This is a genomic window from Burkholderia sp. lig30, assembly GCF_000687455.2.
Taxonomy (GTDB): Bacteria; Pseudomonadota; Gammaproteobacteria; order Burkholderiales; family Burkholderiaceae; genus Burkholderia.
Genome location: NZ_JGVW01000101.1, coordinates 1 through 18,251 on the forward strand (window position 1 = coordinate 1; position 18,251 = coordinate 18,251).

At 62.1% G+C, this 18,251-nt stretch carries 14 protein-coding genes and 1 pseudogene; 11 read left to right on the top strand and 4 right to left on the bottom strand.

Going from position 1 to position 18,251, the window contains the following annotated elements; translation table 11 throughout:
• The 4 genes from LIG30_RS20870 to LIG30_RS26590 form a co-directional block, all read right to left on the bottom strand.
• The coding region (locus LIG30_RS20870) for a hypothetical protein (protein WP_152986173.1) at positions 1-559 on the bottom strand (559 nt) is incomplete at its 3' end.
• 29 nt (positions 560-588) lie between these two features.
• Entirely contained in the window at positions 589-816 is a 228-nt protein-coding gene (locus LIG30_RS20875) for a hypothetical protein (RefSeq protein ID WP_038715075.1), read from the bottom strand.
• Between the two features lie 559 nt (positions 817-1,375).
• Positions 1,376-2,209, bottom strand: coding sequence for a sulfotransferase family protein (locus tag LIG30_RS20880; protein ID WP_038715077.1), 834 nt, complete (start codon positions 2,207-2,209; stop codon positions 1,376-1,378).
• Positions 2,210-2,233: 24 nt separating this feature from the next.
• Entirely contained in the window at positions 2,234-2,449 is a 216-nt protein-coding gene (locus LIG30_RS26590) for a hypothetical protein (protein WP_152986174.1), read from the bottom strand.
• 162 nt (positions 2,450-2,611) lie between these two features.
• Here LIG30_RS26590 and LIG30_RS26595 point away from each other — a divergent pair, with 162 nt between their 5' ends.
• From LIG30_RS26595 to LIG30_RS20930, 11 genes and pseudogenes are all read left to right on the top strand, one after another.
• Positions 2,612-2,881 carry a hypothetical protein gene (locus LIG30_RS26595; RefSeq protein WP_152986175.1) on the top strand — a complete coding sequence of 90 codons (270 nt, stop codon included), beginning with the start codon at positions 2,612-2,614 and terminating at the stop codon, positions 2,879-2,881.
• A gap of 106 nt (positions 2,882-2,987) precedes the next feature.
• The gene (locus tag LIG30_RS20885; protein ID WP_038715078.1) at positions 2,988-4,022 is read left to right on the top strand and encodes a helix-turn-helix domain-containing protein; all 1,035 of its coding nucleotides are present in this window, start codon (positions 2,988-2,990) and stop codon (positions 4,020-4,022) included.
• Positions 4,023-5,036: 1,014 nt separating this feature from the next.
• Positions 5,037-7,883, top strand: a complete 2,847-nt coding sequence (locus tag LIG30_RS20890; RefSeq protein ID WP_083494114.1) for a two-partner secretion domain-containing protein — start codon at positions 5,037-5,039, stop codon at positions 7,881-7,883.
• A 25-nt stretch (positions 7,884-7,908) separates the two neighbouring features.
• Positions 7,909-9,606, top strand: a complete 1,698-nt coding sequence (locus LIG30_RS20895; protein ID WP_038715087.1) for a ShlB/FhaC/HecB family hemolysin secretion/activation protein — start codon at positions 7,909-7,911, stop codon at positions 9,604-9,606.
• Entirely contained in the window at positions 9,606-10,367 is a 762-nt protein-coding gene (locus LIG30_RS20900; RefSeq protein ID WP_083494111.1) for a FecR family protein, read from the top strand. Before LIG30_RS20895 ends, LIG30_RS20900 begins: the two co-directional genes overlap by 1 nt.
• Positions 10,368-10,472: 105 nt before the next feature.
• A complete protein-coding gene (locus tag LIG30_RS20905; RefSeq protein WP_235510341.1) occupies positions 10,473-12,626 on the top strand; it encodes an SLC26A/SulP transporter family protein in 2,154 nt (717 codons plus the stop codon).
• Positions 12,601-14,874 (top strand): CHASE2 domain-containing protein, encoded by a 2,274-nt coding sequence (locus LIG30_RS20910; protein WP_083494112.1) that lies wholly within the window; start codon positions 12,601-12,603, stop codon positions 14,872-14,874. The genes LIG30_RS20905 and LIG30_RS20910 overlap by 26 nt, the downstream gene beginning before the upstream one ends.
• A gap of 10 nt (positions 14,875-14,884) precedes the next feature.
• Positions 14,885-15,667: a 3',5'-cyclic-nucleotide phosphodiesterase gene (locus tag LIG30_RS20915; RefSeq protein ID WP_038715083.1), complete on the top strand. Its 783-nt coding sequence runs from the start codon at positions 14,885-14,887 to the stop codon at positions 15,665-15,667.
• A 105-nt stretch (positions 15,668-15,772) separates the two neighbouring features.
• Positions 15,773-16,507, top strand: a complete 735-nt coding sequence (locus LIG30_RS20920; RefSeq protein WP_038715085.1) for an ABC transporter transmembrane domain-containing protein — start codon at positions 15,773-15,775, stop codon at positions 16,505-16,507.
• Positions 16,504-17,109 (top strand): phosphatase PAP2 family protein, encoded by a 606-nt coding sequence (locus tag LIG30_RS20925; RefSeq protein WP_051995106.1) that lies wholly within the window; start codon positions 16,504-16,506, stop codon positions 17,107-17,109. The genes LIG30_RS20920 and LIG30_RS20925 overlap by 4 nt, the downstream gene beginning before the upstream one ends.
• A 183-nt stretch (positions 17,110-17,292) precedes the next feature.
• Positions 17,293-17,658, top strand: a pseudogene (locus LIG30_RS20930) (ABC transporter substrate-binding protein); the annotation flags it as partial.
• Between the last annotated feature and the right edge of the window lie 593 nt (positions 17,659-18,251).

Here is an 18,251-nt window from a genome sequence, read left to right on the forward strand (position 1 = left end):
ATGGGTTTGCCGAACGCTTACACAGGGTGGCTATCCCGAGGAAGTCCATCGGCGGCATGCCCAGAGTGTCGTCGAACAAACGATAAAGATGCGAGGTTGGTTGCAGTTGATTGATAAGGTCAATCTGCCGAGCGAAGGGGCCAAGTTCCTGCTTACGCTGGTGCGGAATCTGCGGCATTATCAAAGAGCGAAGCGCGAGATGAAACGAGCGCGTAGGGCCAAATCCAGGGAACGCGTGGTTCATCACGTCCCAAGAACCGTCGATGCAACGTCGCAAATCTTGCTTCGAAATTGCCGTGCGACCGTACATTCGCGCATCGTCGCGTAGCACCCAAACGGCAAGACGCTCGGCGAGCCACGGCGCGTGCACCTTCCCATCCTTTGCTGTGGACTCGGTTCTGATGAAGTCGGAGAGTTCGCCTAGAGCGCTGGTATAAGAGTATTTCCTCAACTGGTTGCGAACAGGACGAATTGCGTCGGCGTACGACATTGCATAACCTGCACTAAGTGATGAAGATGGCTGGCGAATGAGCCAAGTACAGAAAGTGTCCTTTGACATGGGCCTCCGCATCCTGCGCCGGACGAACACTACGCCACCTTGACGCTTGCCTCAGCCTCCACGGCTGGCCATCCAGGAAGCTCTTCCGCCAAGTAACGTAGCCATCCTGGAAGCTTCGCTGCTTCTAGCAATAGAGCCTTCATATGCTCGCGGGCGAGTGTCAACCGCCCCATGGCCAGAGCCAATAAAAATTCAGGAAGTGCCTCGCCAGCCGGCGCATCGTGCAGGTCGATGAGGCGCATGATGAGGCGCTGCATGTCGCTGCTTAAGTCTGGACTTGATGAAAAATTGAGCTCTGATACAGGTGCTAGCGGCGGCCCCCTATTCAATGAGAGGGGCGCGGCCATTGGCGTTCTGACCCAACGAGCTGTAACGACTGTCGATGTTGGCGAAGAAAAAACTCGAGTTCCTTCGGGGAGTACGGTGGCCATCAGCCTCTTGCCCCTGCGGCTTGCTAGCGGGGTGAGATTCACCACCGCGTAGCCAGGCAAAGCGCTCGCGCACGGGCGTTACATACATCTGGGCCTTCATGTCGCAGCCACTCAATACTGCCGGCCTGAAACCCTTGTCCAGTAAGGCTCGACAGACTTTAACGTCGCAAAATGGTAGCTCCGGTGGTCAGTTTAGGGTTTCCGACAGACTTTGCTCGTGTTTGTCGTTTTTTGAGGGGTCAATGAAATCAATGGCTTACAGTGGGTTGGCCCGACAGACTTAATTGTTTCCTATCATGTGTGTCGGCATTCGCTACCGCGAATGACGGGCTGACGCGGGCATCGAGCCATCGGTCGGCAACCGTGGCGACGTTTTTTTCGATCCTTACCGCGACAAAGGCCGATGGTCCGGGTAATAGAGCTCGTAGAACCAGGGAAACGTGGTTTCGATCCTGTGCTGGATGCGCGGCGGAATCGCGTGCGGCTGCGGTCTGACGATACGGGGCGACTGCTTGTGCGGGTATTTCATCCGGTAGTGGCTGTCGCTTTCATGCGCGGTGACAATCAGCTTCTCGGGATCGATGACGGATGCCGGAACGCCGAGCCACGCATGGAGGTGCGCCATGCAGCGGGCGGGATCCGCCACGAGATCTTCGAAGCGGACGAAATACAAACGCTCCTGTACGGCTTTCGGCAGGTCGACCACGGCGTTCAGCGAAACCAGGGGCGCGCCGATCACCTTGTCTTTTGCGAACAGCATGTCGGCGCGACCGAAACGGTCGTAATCGGCCAGGTGATCGGTGAAGTCGAGCAGGATCGTCCGCTGATGCTGCGCCTCGATCGACCCGTAGACCTGGCCCAGCTCGCGCAGACAGACGATCAGCCGCGCGTCGGGTTCGAGATGCAGTAGCAGCTCGATCGAGTGCAGCCATGCCCGGTTCTTGTCGACGATCACCGCGCGGTCGCAGCTGTGATACCAGTCGCGCAAAAAACCCCGCATTGCCGCGGTGAAATGCCCATATGTGCGCTCGAACGCGTGGTCGAGCTGCGACAGGAAGAACTCGTCGTCGCTGACCATTCGGCGAATGCCCAGTACTGCATTGCATAGAGGCGAGCTGTGTCCCTCGCAATAAATATCCGGATGTTGCGCGAGCAACTGGCACAACAACGTCGATCCCGCGCGTGGCAGTCCGGTCACTCCTACGAAACGTGGCTTCATGTAATACGGGTGTCGTCGAGATAGTTAAGGATCGATGGCGCGGCTGCTCCCGGCTGCTGTCCATGCAGAGGCCTTCTGCACCGGCAGCCGCAATTGTCGGCGCGAGACCGTGACGGCGCAAGCATCTCGATGGCGGTACCTCATGATGCTGTCGAAGCCCGTTTCCCGACATAAGTCTTTCAGTTCGGCGACAAAACGCTTGTCGAAAGCGCACGCAACCGAAATAACGATAAAGATCAACTACGGATCCGGATTTCTCGTTTAGGTTGGCGAAACTTGCGCGCCGTGGCTCCGCGCATTGGCACGAGCGACGCCTTCGGAACACAAAAGGCGGTCGAAAAGAACGATAGAGATCAACTGCGGCGTGAACGACGAGCACGCCGGTGACAAGGGGGGAGTGCCATGAACGAAATCATCGTCCGGGTCATTGGCCGGATCGAGATGACCGTCTACACGCAATCGATGGATAGCGAAACCGGGTTGCGCGTCGAGGATCTGGTCATCGAGGATGAGAAAGGGTGCGCGGCAATGACACGCGTCGCTAGTGCAGTCGACGCAAGCGCACACCATCCCGGTGCGCACCGAGCGATCACTCGAGCCCCGCATGGCGCTTCACGTTTCATTGGCCGATTGGGTCCGAGCCCGCTGCGTCAGCGGTTTTCACGCCGCTGAAATATTGCTGAACGACGCTCGCGTTCCGCTCCGGCTCCCGCAGGCCATGCGGGCAGTAGCAGTCGCCAATGTGTAGTTCGACCCAGACCGATAGCAGGTTGACCCGATGTATCCCGAAGCCGACACCAGCAAACTGCCGCATTCGAGTTTTGACACGACCTCGCTGCCCCCCGGCCAGCAATTCGGGGCGTGGCGCGAAGCGATCAATGTCATTTTCGACACGCAAAACACCGATTCGGCGGAAACGGGTTTTCACACCCGGGTGGACGGCTATCTGTGCGGGGATGTCCTGATCGGGATGATCGAGACGGGCGCGCAGCGATACGATCGCTCGAAATCGAAAATCGGCCGTGATGGCCAGGATGAATATGTGTTGCAGTTCTATCTCGACGGAAAGTGCGGCCAGCGCAATCAACGCTCCGATGTGTGCGCGGGGGCGGGCGACCTGTTTATCGTGGACACGGCGCAGCCGCTCGCCACGGCAACTACCCGCAGCCAGTTCCTGAACCTTGCCGTTCCCCGACGCCTGCTGGCCCCCATGCTGCGTTCGCCAGATGAGTTGAACATGCATGTTCTGAACGGCGCACAGGGAATGGTCGCGTTGCTGCGGGATCACCTTCTCGCGCTGTACCGCCGGGTGGGTCAAATCACCACGGCGGATGCGAAATCGATTCTTCCTGCAACCTTGCAGCTCGCCGCGGCCGCGGTCAATTCCGCGGTGACGGAGGAGGCCGCTCAGTCGGTCAGGGCGTGCCTTTTCGGATCGATTTGCCGTCATCTCGGCGAACACCTGACCGATCTCGAATTGACGCCGGAAAAGGTGGCCTTTCAGTTCGGCATTTCGCGCGCGACGCTTTATCGCCTGTTCGAAAGCGAAGGCGGTTTTGCAAATTATCTTCGCAGGCAAAGACTGCACCGCTGTCATGAAATATTGACCGATACGTCGAGGCACGATCAGTCGATTGCTGAAATTTCCGCGATTTACGGATTCTCCAGCCCGGCGAATTTTACGCGTTCGTTCAGGCAGACAACCGGAATGTCGCCTCGTGAAGCGCGCATGCTGGCCCTGGATGGCAAGACCCTGGTCACGCAGCTTGCGCGATCGGATGACTGGCGCGAGTGGATCACGCTGATGCGCTAGGGCGCTGTTTGCGCTAATAACGGGCTTGCGCTGGCCGCCAGAAGGGCCGATCGCCGCGTCATGCTCCTCGCGAATACGTCGAGTATTCGCTTCGTCGCATTCCTCGCGCGCGGCCCTTCTGGCGGCCAGCCCCCACGAAAGAACTCTTCAAAGACAGGGAACGAACCTTGCCGGCCGCATTGCGGCGTCGGTCGTTGCTTGTTTGGCACGGCCAAACGGCGCTCCTCCCTCCTTGCACGCGCCCGCAGGAAGTCCCCTTGGAGGACAGCCGGCAAGGCTCGTTCGCACGCCCGTTATTAGCGTGAACAGGCCCTGGGCGTCGCACCCGCCAGGATCGCGCCGTGTCAGCCGGCCGGCACGGAGTGAGACACAGCGACAAGTATTTGAGACGAGCGGAACAGTTTCGCGTCGCTTCGGCATTGAGCGTTGACCGGCCTGATTCGCTTATGGAACTATATTCCCGGCCTACAGTTATCGCGTGTCTTGCGATTCAAGGTCGGCAATGTATAGAGTGGGTGAATGACATTTATTTCGATGGCCGTTTCAAAACAATAATTATCCTGAGAGATGCTTGCCGCCGGAATTGAATATTTCGGCGGCAACCAATATATATTTTCGACGCAATTTCAATGATAAAAATACCGGGTTGATATCCGGGAGATCATTGGGCGATCGGGGTCAAGGAAACCGAGCGCGCTGGCCGCGTTGCGTGGAATCGCGCACGGGGTATTCCGCAGGGTGTGGCGGAGCGGGGCAGCACTCGCGGCAAGGGGGATGCGAGTGCGCGGCACAGCGTGCGCAGTGCGAATGCACTGTCGGGCTTTGGCCGTGCGGTGTGGTCCCACGGAGAGCGGTACTGCACAAAATGTAAAAAAGGTGAGACGTCAATCGATAACCTCCAGGGCTTTTGCGGGCCCGGATCGAGCGCGTCTCATTTTCGAGATGCACTTCTTGATCAGATCCCGTCGAGCAGGTGACCTCAAAAACACGTAAAAAAACCTCGGGGCGAATCTTGTGAGGACGCTGAATCAGGTTTACCGGCTGGTCTGGAGTTGCCTGTCCAATAGCTGGGTCGCTGTCGCCGAGACAGCGCGGGGGCGGGGCAAGGGGGCGGGCCGTACCCTCGCCGTTGCAGCGGTGTCGGTTTCTGCCGCGACCGCACAAGCCGCGCCCGTTGGTGGGCAGGTGGTCTCGGGCAGCGGCAGTACCAGTCGCGCCGGTACGACCACGACCATCACGCAATCGAGCCAGAGCCTCGTGCTGAACTGGAAGGGCTTCGACATCGCGGCCAACGAGACCGTGAATTTCGTCCAGCCGTCAGCCTCGGCAATCGCGGTGAACCGTATCTTCAGTACCAGCGGTACCCAGATCCTCGGTCACCTGAACGCAAACGGGCAGGTGTACCTGATCAATCCGAACGGGATCCTGTTCGGACGGGGCGCGCAGGTCAACGTCGGCGGCATGGTTGCGTCGACGCTTGATGTCGAGGGCGACAGCCTGGGTGGCCCAAGTCGTTCATTCCGCGGCCAGGGGACGGGCAGCGTGATCAACGAGGGCACGATCACGGCACGCAACGGCGGCTATGTGGCACTGCTCGGCAACACGGTCAGCAACCAGGGGACGATTGTCGCCCGCCTCGGCAGTGTCGCGATCGGTGCAGGCAGCGCCGTGACGCTGACCTTCGACGGCGACAGGCTTGTGAACCTGCAGGTCGACAAGAGCACGCTGAACAATCTGGCAGCCAACGGAGGCCTGATCCAGGCCGACGGCGGAATGGTCGTCATGAGCGCGGGCAGCCGGGACGCGCTGCTGTCGAGCGTGGTCAACAATACGGGCGTGATCGAGGCCCGCACGTTCGAGAACCATGGCGGCACGATTACGCTGCTCGGCGGCATGGCCGCGGGGCAGGTGAACGTCGGCGGGACGCTGGATGCCGGCGCACCGAACGGGGGAAACGGCGGCTACATCGAGACCAGCGCTGCGCACGTCAGCGTCGCAAACGATGCGCGGATCACGACCGCTTCGCTGATGGGGCTGGCAGGAACCTGGCTGGTTGACCCGCACGACTTTACGGTGGCAGCCAGCGGCGGCGACATCAGCGGCGCCGCGCTGTCCGCCGCGCTGGCCGGTACTAATGTGACACTGCAAAGCAGCCAGGGAGCAGCCGCGGGCTCCGGCAACCTGAACGTGAATGACACGGTGTCGTGGGGGGCGAATACGACGCTGACGTTGACGGCTTCGAACAACGTGAACGTCAACGCCAGTATCACGGCGACCGGCAATACCGCGGGCCTGGTCATCAACCCCAACACGGCGAACAGTGGCGAGGCCGCGAGCGGGACCGGCAGCTTCAACCTGAACGACGGCGCAGCGATCACGCTGTCGGGCGTCAATCCCGGCCTGTCGATCGCGGGACACGCCTATACCGTGATCAACAGCCTGGGTGCGGCAGGCAGCACGACCGGCAGCGACCTGCAGGGCATCAACGGGAATCTGTCGGGCTACTACGCGTTAGGCAGCAACATCGACGCGTCGGCGACAGGCGGTATGCCTTTCACGCCGATCGGCGCAGGTGCCGCCACGCCGTTCAGCGGTGTCTTCGAGGGGCTTGGCCACACGATCGGCAACCTCACGATCAATCAGCTGTTGTCCTCCGATGTGGGGCTGTTCGGCTATGTCGCGAATAGCGGTGTGATACGGAACGTCGGGCTGGTCGGCGTTCAGACGACCGGCACCGGCAACCTCGGCAGCCTCGCGGGAGTCAGTTTCGGTACGATCAGCAACAGCTACGCGACCGGCAACGTGAACGGTGGCGCGATGGAATCGCGGAACACCGGCGGGCTGGTGGGCGCGAACCACGGCACGATCCTGAACAGCTATTCGACAGCCAGCGTGAGCGGCTCGTACGGCACCGGCGGGCTGGTGGGAGGAAACTACGGCACCGTCAGCAACAGCTATGCGACGGGCAGCGTGAACGGCGCCAGCTCGGTCGGCGGGCTGGTGGGAGGCAACTACGGCACCGTCAGCAACAGCTACGCGACGGGCAGCGTGAGCGGCATGTTCGTCACCGGCGGGCTGGTGGGCACGAATTACGGGAGCGTCAACAGCAGCTTCTGGGATACCACGACGTCGAACCGGGCAACGTCCGCAGGGGGCGTGGGGCTCACCACGGCTCAGATGAAAAGCCGGGGCGGATTCACGCTCGCCGGTTGGGATTTCGCGAACACCTGGACGATCTATGATGGCGAAACCGCACCGCTGTTGCGCAGCTTCATGACGCCGCTGGTGGTGAGCGCAAACAACGTCGCCGTCGCCTACAGCGGACAACCGTATTCCGGCGGAAACGGCGTGGCCTATTCGGTTGCGCCCAACAGCGCGTTGCTGGGCACCATCAGCTACGGCGGCTCGTCGCAAGGCGCGATCAATCCGGGAAGCTACGCGATCACGCCAGGCGGTCTGTATTCCGGTCAGCAGGGCTACCTCATCATCTACCAGGGCGGAACACTGACCGTGACTGCTGCACCGTCAGCAGTCCTGAGCCAACCGGCCACACCAGCCTCGCTCGCCAATACAGTCAACTCGATCGCGGCAGGCATTGTCGCGCGGCAAGCGGGTGGCCGATCTCAGTCGAATGGCGCATCGCCGACCATCGTGGATGCACCGATGTTGACCCAGGCCCGCGGGCCCTCGGCCGACACATATCTACCCGGAACCAGCAACGCTGCCTTGGTCAATGCCGTGATGGATGTCGGCGGGACCGGCGCGCTGCAGATCGTCGACGGCGGCATCAGGCTGGCGGACGTTCCGCGCAGTTCGATATTGCCGGCTTCGCCGATCCCCCTGTCGTGTCCAGCCCGTTGAGCCTGGATCAATGAACGCTATCCCGATGAAACTTCCTGCATGCAGGCGCCTTGGCGTGAGCCCGTTATGGCTCACGCTGCTGGGCGGATTACCGTCGTTCGCCGCGCATGCTGCGGGCGCAGGCACGCCGAACGCCGGCACGATCCTGCAGCAGATGCAGCCGGTGGCACCGCCCTCCGTTCCATCTCGTGATACAGGGCTGAGCGTCGAGCGACCCGCAAGCAGCATGCCGCCCTCCAGCAAGTCGTTCCGTGTCGACCGAATCGAAATCACCGGCAATACCGTGATCGACACGCCGACGCTGCACGCGCTCGTGGCTGACTCGGAAGGCCGGGACCTGACGATGCCCGACCTCGGAGAACTGGCTGCCCGCATCACGGATTACTACCACGCGCATGGATACCCGCTGGCCCGGGCCATCGTTCCGGCTCAGACGATGCGATCCGGCGTCCTGCGTTTCGACATCATCGAGGCCAGATACGGCAAGATCGGCGTCGACAATCAAAGCCGGGTTCGCGATGGCCTTTTGCAGGCCACGCTGGGCGGCCTGCAAGCGGGAGCGGTCGTCACCCAGGCAGAACTGGATCACAGCTTGCTGCTGCTCTCCGATATTCCGGGGCTGGCGGTCAACGCAACCTTGAGGCCGGGAACTGCAGTAGGCACCTCGGATCTGCAGGTCGATGTTTTGTCCACGCCGATGGCAATCGGCAACATGACGGTGGCCAATAACGGTGACCGCTATAGCGGTCGCGTGCGCGTGGAAGCAACGGCAAGCCTCGTCGACCCGCTGCACCATGGCGACGTTCTCAGCGTCAGCGGGCTCAGCTCGGGCCGTGGCCTGAACTACGGGCGCATTTCGTACGACACGTTGCTGAATGGCGGCGGTACGCGTGTCGGGGGGGCGTGGTCGGCGCTGGACTATCGGTTGGACGGATCGCTGTCCCCGCTTGGTGCGCATGGCAACGCTCAGGTCGGGAGCCTTTGGGCGAAGCAGCCGCTGATCAGAAGCCGTCGCCTGAATCTTTATTGGCAAATTCAGTACGACCACCTGAAGCTGAATGACGACATTGACGCGAACGGCATCGCGAACAGCCGCCATCTGGACAACGTGACGACGAGCCTGTTCGGCGATGTGCGTGACGGGCTGCTCGTGGGGGGCGTGACGACCTGGAACGCGAGCTGGACCTACGGCCATGTCGGCTTCGACGATGCGGTGGCGCAGGCCAGCGATGCGGCGACGACGGATACGCAGGGCGGGTACTCCAGATGGAACCTGGGCCTTGCCCGGCTGCAGGGGCTGAGCGCCAGTGACGCGCTCTACGTGAGCGTGGCGGGTCAGTGGTCTTCGGGCAACCTGGACCCCTCGCAACAGATGATCGCAACCGGCCCGAACGCCGTACGCGCCTATGACGTCAACTCGGTATCGGGTGGCACCGCGTACCTGTTCACCATCGAATTGCGGCACACGTTCGCGCAAGCCTGGCTCGGACGGTGGCAAGCCATCGCCTTCTTCGACGGTGCCCACGTGAGAGTCAACAAGACCCCGCTCGCGACGGGCCCGAATGTCGCGAACCTGGGCGGCGCAGGGGTCGGCCTGACCTGGGCCGGGCCCTGGCACATGAACGCCACCGCCACGCTCGCCGCGCCCATCGGCGGACGATCGGCATTGGTGAGCGACGTGGCATCCGTCCGTGCGTGGCTTCAACTCAGCAAGGGGTTTTGATGTCGACCGGAATGAAAGTCTTCTTTCAGGCGGTACGCAGGTGCGGACTTGCCGCGCTGTGGTGCGCAACGTCGCTGCCACTCGCCGCATTCGCCGACACGAGCGTGGGCAACATCACCTACACGCGGGGGAAGGTGTTCGTCCAGGCGGCAAGCGGCGAGCGGCATCTCGCGGTCTCGAATGCGGCACTTCACAACGGCGACACGATTCAGACCGCAAGAGATGCTGAGGTCGTGCTGGTGATGGCGGACCATCAGCGAATCTACTTGCGTGGCGGCACCCTCTACAGGATCGACGATTTCCACTATTCGACCGAGGAGCCGGCGCAAAGCCATAGCATCACGTCGCTATTGCGAGGCGGCTTGCGCGTGGTTTCCGGTTTGATCGGCAAGCAAGGGAATCCGGATGCCTACCAGTTGAAAACACAGATGGCGACGATCGGTATTCGCGGCACCGAGTGGTCCGTTCTCGAACGAGACAGCGAATTCGAGAAACAAACCGGCACCACGGCCGATCGACCGGAGGACGGCCTACGTATGGCGTCGGGCGTCACGAGCGACAGCGCGCCGCCCGCGATTCGGACGGGCGAGAACATCCGCGTCTACCACGGCCTGATCGACGTTCGAACCGAGATCTATCACGAACGCATTCCGGAGGGGCTCGGCACCATCATCAATTCGCCGCGATCGCCGATCACGCTTCTGCCGGGCGACGAGGTGCAGCCCGTCACGCCGTCGGATGCGGCTTCCGCGTGCGAATAAAGGTCATTCCAGCCATATAAAACGGATTACTAACGGGGCATGTCGATGGCAACTACACCAGTCTCTTCCGCGCCGGGCTTGCCGGTTCGGCGACCAACCGCTTCATTGGCCGACCTGACGGCTGGCTTGTTGTCGGCTTTGGTCACGTTGTGCTACGCAGTCGGCTATGGTTCGATGATGTTCAGCGGATCGCTCGCACGCTATCTGGTCAATGGCATGCCGGCGATCCTGATCAGTTGTGCGGTGGTGATGCTTGTCGTCTCGATGACCAGTTCGATTCGCTTTTCGATCGGCGGCCCGGAATCCAATGTCATTGCGATCCTGGTCGGCGTGACGACCGGCGTCGCCACCGACATCAAGGCGCATGGCGGAGCGAGCCCGGTCATACTCGCGACGGTGCTTGCCACCATCGCACTCAGCTCGATCGTCACGGGCGTGTTGCTGTATGCGCTGGGCGCCTCGCGGCGCAGCACGGTGATACAGTTCCTGCCGTTCCCCGTCATCGGGGGATTTCTCGCCGGCACCGGCTATCTGATCCTGAGCGGCGCGTTTCGCATGCTCACCGGAGACAGCTTGCACTGGTCCACATTGGGCAGGCTCGCCGCGTTGCGGTGGGTAGAGTGGTTGCCGTCCGTCGTCGTCTGCGCGACGCTCCTCGTCGTCTCGCGCAGGCTCCGATCCGTCGCGCTGTTGCCTATCGGGCTGACCGCGGGGCTCGTCGTGTTCTACTTCGGCCTGGATATCGCCGGCATCTCGATCGACGACGCACGCCACGCCGGTTTGCTGTTCACCCCCGAGCCGCTCAGCGCGCTGCAATTGCCGGCGATGCTGCCCGGTGCGTCGATCGACTGGCCGGTCATCGTCAGGCATCTGCCCGAATTCCTCGTCATTGCCGTTGTCGCGGCGATTGCGATCCTGCTCAATGTCACCGGCATTGGACTCGCGACCGGCGAGGACACCGATTTCAATCGCGAATTGCGCGCTGCCGGCATCGCAAACGTGGTGACGGCGGCATTCGGCGGCGTTGTCGGCTATCAATCGTTGAGCCGCTCCCTGCTGAACCGGCGCGCAGGCGCAAACAGCCGCGCGGGCGGCATCGCCGGCGCGCTCGCATGCCTGGCCTTGATCGGCCTGTTTCCCGGGGTGCTCGCCTGGTTTCCCAAGCCGGTCATGGTCGGCTTGCAGCTGTATCTCGCAGTCGGGCTGCTGAACGAATGGCTGATCGGCGCTTACCGCAAACTCGGCCGCGCCGAGTATCTGTTGATCCTGCTCATCCTGGTGGTGATCGTCGCGCAGGGCGTGGTGGCGGGCGTCCTGCTCGGCATCGTCGCCGCATGCGTGCTGTTCGTCGTCAACTACAGCCGCGTGAGCGTCGTGCGCAGCGAGTTCGATGGCGGCGGGCGTCATTCGAACGTCGAGCGCTCGATCGACGATGTGCAGTTGCTCAATGACCACGCGGCCCATGTGGTTGGAACCTGCCTGCAGGGCTTTCTGTTTTTCGGCACGTCGAATTCGGTGTTGCGACGTGTGCGCGAGCGGCTGGACGCCGCGCACACGCCGCGGCCGCGCTTTGTGGTGGTCGATTTCCGGCAGGTCGACGGACTGGACGCGTCGACCTCCCTGACGTTCCGCAAGCTCAAGCAATATTGCGAGGCGACCGATGTCACGCTCGTGCTGACCGCGCTGCCGGCGAGGGAGCGTGAGATGCTGGCACGCGCCGGCGTGCTGTCCGATACGGTCAAGGCGTTCGACGATATCGACGCGGGCCTCGAATGGACCGAGAGCAGTCTGCTCGCGGCACTGAAGCCTCCGTTGCAAGCCGGCGAGCCGAATCTGCGTTCGGAACTGAAGGCGCACTTCAGTCCCGAGGCGCTCCGAAAGCTGAGCGCGCGGCTCGACCAGCAAATACTCGCGGCCGGAGAATTGCTCTTCGCGCAAGGTGCCCCGGGCAATTCTGTCTACATCGTCGAACGCGGGCGGGTGACGGTGTCGTTGCCGCTTGCGGGCGGCAAGGCGATCCGGCTGCGTTCCTTCGGCGGTGGAACGATAGTCGGGGAGATGGCGCTCTACACGCAAAAGCCGCGCAGTGCCGACGTGCGCGCCGATGAGCCGACCGTGGTGCGCCGGTTGTCGCTCGATGCGCTACGGCAGCTCGAAGACGAAGAGCCGGAAGTCGCACGCGAGTTTCATCGCTTCGTCGTCAACGTGCTGGCTTCGCGGCTTGCCGTTGCCAATGAGACGGTGCGCACCGCACATTGAATCGGAACAGGGGCGACGCGCTTTGAAAAAACTCGGTGTTCGATGGGGATGCGGGCTGGCACTCCTGCTTGTGCTCGCCGGGCATGCAGCAGGATATTTTCGATTGCTGTTTGTCGATTCGCTGGACAATCTGATCTACGATGCGCGCTTGCGTCTCACCATGCCGGGCACGCGCGACGATCGCATCACGATCGTCGATATCGATGAAAAGAGTCTCGCGCAGGTCGGACGTTGGCCGTGGGGGCGAGACCGGATGACCGAACTCGTCGACCGGCTCTTCGAGCGCGACGGCGTGGCGATGGTCGGCTTCGACGTCGTGATGGCCGAGCCCGACCACAGCTCGGGACTTGCATCGCTCGACACGCTGGCCCGCGGGGCGTTAAGGCACGATGCGCGATACCTGGCTGCGCTGAACGGCCTGCGCAGCCGGCTCGACTACGACGCACGCTTTGCTGCTTCGCTCAACGATAAATCCGTCGTGCTCGGCTACTACCTTGCCAACCAGGGGCGCTCGAGCGGCGTCTTGCCTGAGCCCGTGCTGCGCGCCAGCGCGCTCGCCGGGGACGGCATGGGGCTGACGGACTGGTCGAGCTACGGCGGAAATCTCCCGGCCTTCCAGCGAGCGGCCGCGGATGGCGGTTTTTTCAATCCTGTCGTCGATTTCGACGGGAACGTACGGCGTGTACCGATGATTGCGCGGCAAGAGACGAGCATCTACCAATCGTTGTCGCTGGCAATGGTCCGGATGCTGTTCGGCAGGCCGGACGTCGTGCCGGTTCGGGGTGAAGGCGGGCGCACGGCCGCGGATCGCCGCGCGCCGCTCGAAGCCGTGGTGTTACCCACGCCCCGAGGCGTCATCCGTATCCCCGTCGACGAGCACGCGGCCGCACTGGTGCCGTATCGCGGTTATCAGGGCAGCTTTCGCTACGTGTCGGCAAGCGATGTGCTTGCCGATCGCGTGCTGCTGCGAGACCTGCAGGGCCGTATCGTACTCGTGGGGACCACCGCGCCCGGCCTCGTCGACCTTCGCTCGACGCCGGTCGGCCGCGCCTATCCAGGAGTCGAGATTCACGCGAACCTGATTGGCGGCATGCTGGACGGCACGATCAAGCACGCCCCCAGCTACGCGAACGCGGCAGAGGTTCTCTTGCTGCTCGTGGTGGGCGTGCTGATGATTTTCATTTTTCCGCGGTATTCGCCATGGCGTTCGACGGTCGCGAGCGTCGTGCTGCTCGCAGCGGTCATTGCCGCCGATTTTTCATTGTGGCAATACGCGAACTGGGTGTTGCCGCTTGCCGCCAGCGTATTGCTGATCGTCGGGCTGTTCGGACTGAACATGTCGCTGGGCTATTTCGTGGAATCGAGGACGAAGCGCCAGTTTGCCAACCTGTTCGGTCAATACGTGCCACCCGAACTCGTCGAGGAAATGAGCCGGCGGCCGGAGAGCTATAGCATGCGAGGGCGCCGGGCCCAATTGACGGTCCTGTTCTCGGACGTGCGGGGCTTCACGACGATTTCCGAAACACTGCAGCCGGAGCAGCTTGCGGAGTTGATGAACGACTACCTCGACACGATGACCGCAGTCATACGCGCGCGGCGCGGCACGCTGGACAAATATATCGGCGACGCGATCATGGCGTTTTGGGGCGCTCCCGTGGCCGATGCCGATCACGCGCGGAATGCGGTGGCCGCGGCACTGGGCATGCAGGCTGCCATGCCGGACCTGAACCGCAGGTTTGCGGGGCGAGGGTGGCCCACTCTCGAGATCGGCATCGGGATCAACACGGGACCGATGACGGTAGGTGACATGGGGTCTGCCGTGCGCAAATCCTACACTGTGATGGGCGATGCGGTGAACCTCGGTGCGCGCCTCGAAGGCGTGACCAAGTTCTACGGTGTGGGCATCGTAGTGGGTGAGGCGACGCGGAATCTGACGCCGGACATGGCTTATCGCGAGCTGGACCGCGTCAAGGTGAAGGGCAAACAGGAACCCGTTGCGATTTATGAGCCGCTCGGCGAGTTGGCATCGCTTTCGCCGGACGTGCGGGAAGAGGCGGAACGCTGGCGCCAGGCGTTGGCGTGTTTCCGCGCACGCGACTGGGAAGCGGCCGCTGCACTGCTCGGCGCGCTCGCCGACAGGCGGCCCCATTGCCGGCTGTATGCGCTATATCTCGACAGGATTGCGCAACTCGGAAGGGCGGGAGTCGATCCCGAGTGGGATGGCGTTTACACGTTCGACAGCAAATAAGGTTTGGAAAATGAAGGTAACCGTGCTCGGCTGTGACGGCGGGATTGGCGGCGCGCAGAAGCGCACGACCGCGTTGTTGGTCGATGACGACATCCTGATCGACGCGGGATCGGGCGTCGGCGATCTCGATCTCGACGGGCTCGCGCGCATCGATCACGTATTCGTGACCCATTCTCATCTCGATCATGTGGGGTTCTTGCCGCTGATCATGGATGCGGTGGGCACACGCCGCCGCTTGCCGCTTGTCGTGCATTGCACGCGAGCGACCGAGGCCATCTTGCGTACGCATCTCTTCAACGGTGCGTTGTGGCCGGACTTCAGTCGCATTCCCAGCCCCGATAGCCCGTTCCTTCGCTTCAGGACGATCGAGGCCGGCGAGTGCCGCACGCTCGGGCATGCGGCGTACGGCGAGCGCTCGATCACGGCGCTGCCCGCGAATCACACGGTGCCGGCGGTTGGATACCGCCTCGACGGCGCGCATGGCAGTCTCGCGTTCACCGGCGACACGACACTCTGTCCGGCGTTGTGGGCGGCACTCGCGCGGATTCCGTCGCTGCGCTACCTGATCGTCGAAACCGCGTTTCCGGATGCGCATCGCGAGTTGGCGGTCGCATCGAAGCACCTGTGCCCGAGCATGCTTGCCGAGCAATTGCCGCTGTTGCCGGGAATGTTCGAGCTGCTCATTACGCATTTGAAACCGGGGTGCGAACCGGTCACGATGGGCGAACTGGAGACATCGATTCGGCGAGTGAAGCCGGAAATGCTTTCGCGCGGGCGAATCTTCGACATATAGATGCAGCCCTTCCGGCAACGTCAATTTTCATCGGAAGTGTAAATTCTGACGTTTTGTTTTCCATTATTGAAAAGGCTGGCCCGGCATCGCGTTATTTTTTGTGTTTTGCTGATCGCCGTGTTTTTCGATCTTGCCTACCAGCTGGGCCTGCCGATTGTGTTCCGATATCTGTTCGACGACGGTATCGTCCGGGAGCGGTTCGATATTCTGTTCGGTGCACTGGGGATTCTATGCATGCTGTTGATTGGCTATGGCCTGTCGATGATCGTGCAGGAATGGGCCGGATCGGCTCTGGTGGTACGAGGGGGGAACCGTCTGCGACAGCACCTGTTCACTCGGCTTCAGGCGCTGCCACCTCTGGCAACGGCCGAGCAGGCCCAAGGGGCACTGGTGACCCTGTTCGCCACCGATGTCGCCGCGATCGAGATGGCGCTGGTGCGCGGCGTGCCGGTGTCCCTGATCGGCATTCTGCTGATCGCCTGCAGCCTGGGCTTGCTGCTGGCGATTAGCTGGCAGCTGTTCCTGATCACGCTCGGTACGGTCGCGGCTAACGCGGCGCGCATGGCTGGCCTGGCCGCGCGAGGCGCGTCTTTCGGGGCCAGTATCTCCCGGCAGCAGGGCGATACGGCCACCGTCGCCGCCACAGCGCACGACGGCGATTTGTTCGGCGAACTGGCTCTCGTGCGCGACCAGCCCTGTGCTGCCACCGTTACCGCCCGCGCCGAAAGCTGGTGCATCCCCCTGTCGCGCCAGCATTTCCTGCGCATCATCAAGACCGAGGCAGGGCTTGGCGGCCGAATTGCCGCCGCCATTGCCGGATCGGTGGCGTCGGCTACGTGACTGCGATCCTGCTCTGCATCGCCTTCGTCGACCGCGCCGCATCGACGTGGTCCCATTTATATTTGCAGCGACGCGAATACTTTGTCTGGATGCAGCACCTTGGCGATCCCATTGTTCCTTCGGCATCCGCGGGTTTGCTGATCGCCGCATGTGCGGTGCTTGCCGGCCGGCGGCCTGGCCGGCAAGTACGTGTTCTGCTCGCATGCTGCGTGGCTGAAATCATGGCCGCGGTGCTGAAGGATCAGCTCAAGCTCGTGTTCGGGCGCACATGGACGGAAACCTTTATCGACAATAATCCATTGTGGATCCAGAACGGCGTGTATGGCTTCTGGCCTTTTCATGGCGGAAGAGGTTGGGCATCCTTTCCGTCCGGGCATGCTTCGGTCATTTCTGCGCCAATGGCTGTGCTATGGAGCCGTGTGCGCAGTCTTCGCTGGCTGTGGGGGGCGTGCGTCGTCATCGTCGCCACTGGCCTGTTTGGTGCGGATTATCATTTCTCGAGCGACATACTCGCCGGAATCCTTCTCGGCATCTTTTGCGCCGCTGTGACTCTCGTTTTAATTGAACGTCAGGAAAGTCGGGCGCCGTTGCAGGCCAAATGACCAGGAGTCGCTTATGTGGGCGCCTCCAGGGTTGCAAGCGCGTTTGCACGTCGGTCTACACGTCAAGGAAGCACGCTTATGTCCGGCCATTGATGCGGGCCGTTCGGCCTGCTGGCCCATATGGAATTCGCTGACGAAGGTCTCGGCTGGTCCAAAATTTCCGGGCAGGTCATCGCGGTGCAGCACAATCTCGGGCTGCCGGACCGCTACTGGGCGTATACGGGCAACAGCACGGCGGCCGGGCTGGCGCGCTCGCTCGGCCTCGACTGGTGGCCGGGGAAGCCGCCCCGCGAGGGCGCGCGCTACGTGACGTCGGCCGACCTGCTTGCGCAGCGCGACCTGTCGGTGCTGTTCGTGACCGCGACGGGGCGCGACGTGCCGCTCGACGCGAAGCTCGATTCGCCGGTCTGGCGGTACGTGCCAGCGCGCCGCGCGCACCGGATCGCGCTCGTCGAACGCAACATCCGGGGCTTCGGCGGGCCGATGTCGGCGCTGAAGCTCGCGGACGTGATGACCGATACGCTGCTTGCGCTGCCGTCCGTGCGTTGACGGATGCGTGCGACCGACGCCGCGCCATGCCGCGTCTCGAACGTGTTCGCGATCTGCGGAGCGTGTCGAATGGCGTTTCCCTGAGGCATCTCCCAGACGTGAATTCGCGCTGCGCGCCAACGTATTCGTGACGATGACGGCGATTCAATGGCGAGGAGTGTGACGGGCATAGGATTTATCCGATTTTTACTGGATCTATCTGATTTTTTCGCGATGAATAAAGCGTTCGTCTTGATTTTGGATGGGCAATCTATTTTGATATTGCTTATCGTTATTTAAGTATGTTTATTTATATTGAGTTGACGGGAAATTCGCGTTAATAATTCGGCTCTTGTTGTGCCGTCCGCTTGCGGATCGCGCACTCGTCGCCGTCGAACGCGCATGAGCTAACCGCTTTATCCATCACATGTGCTGCTATGGCTGCCCGAGCCATAGGTCGGCGTCCCTGCCTCGCAATGCGCGCTTTCGTCTGTCTCGATCGGCGTTGCCGCGCATGCGAGCGCGAGTCATGGAGAGAGATAAAGATGGCCTTGTTTGACGCACCACGAACACTGTCGATTGCCGGCGCGGCCCTGCCGATGTACGGCGACCGC

What these genes read in the sequence shown, in the direction of transcription:
- LIG30_RS20875 (WP_038715075.1), bottom strand. Translation starts at nt 816, where the DNA reads ATGCAGCGCCTCATCATGCGCCTCATCGACCTGCACGATGCGCCGGCT.
- LIG30_RS20880 (WP_038715077.1), bottom strand. Translation starts at nt 2,209, where the DNA reads ATGAAGCCACGTTTCGTAGGAGTGACCGGACTGCCACGCGCGGGATCG.
- LIG30_RS26595 (WP_152986175.1), top strand. Translation starts at nt 2,612, where the DNA reads ATGAACGAAATCATCGTCCGGGTCATTGGCCGGATCGAGATGACCGTC.
- LIG30_RS20885 (WP_038715078.1), top strand. Translation starts at nt 2,988, where the DNA reads ATGTATCCCGAAGCCGACACCAGCAAACTGCCGCATTCGAGTTTTGAC.
- LIG30_RS20895 (WP_038715087.1), top strand. Translation starts at nt 7,909, where the DNA reads ATGAAACTTCCTGCATGCAGGCGCCTTGGCGTGAGCCCGTTATGGCTC.
- LIG30_RS20900 (WP_083494111.1), top strand. Translation starts at nt 9,606, where the DNA reads ATGTCGACCGGAATGAAAGTCTTCTTTCAGGCGGTACGCAGGTGCGGA.
- LIG30_RS20910 (WP_083494112.1), top strand. Translation starts at nt 12,601, where the DNA reads ATGAGACGGTGCGCACCGCACATTGAATCGGAACAGGGGCGACGCGCT.
- LIG30_RS20915 (WP_038715083.1), top strand. Translation starts at nt 14,885, where the DNA reads ATGAAGGTAACCGTGCTCGGCTGTGACGGCGGGATTGGCGGCGCGCAG.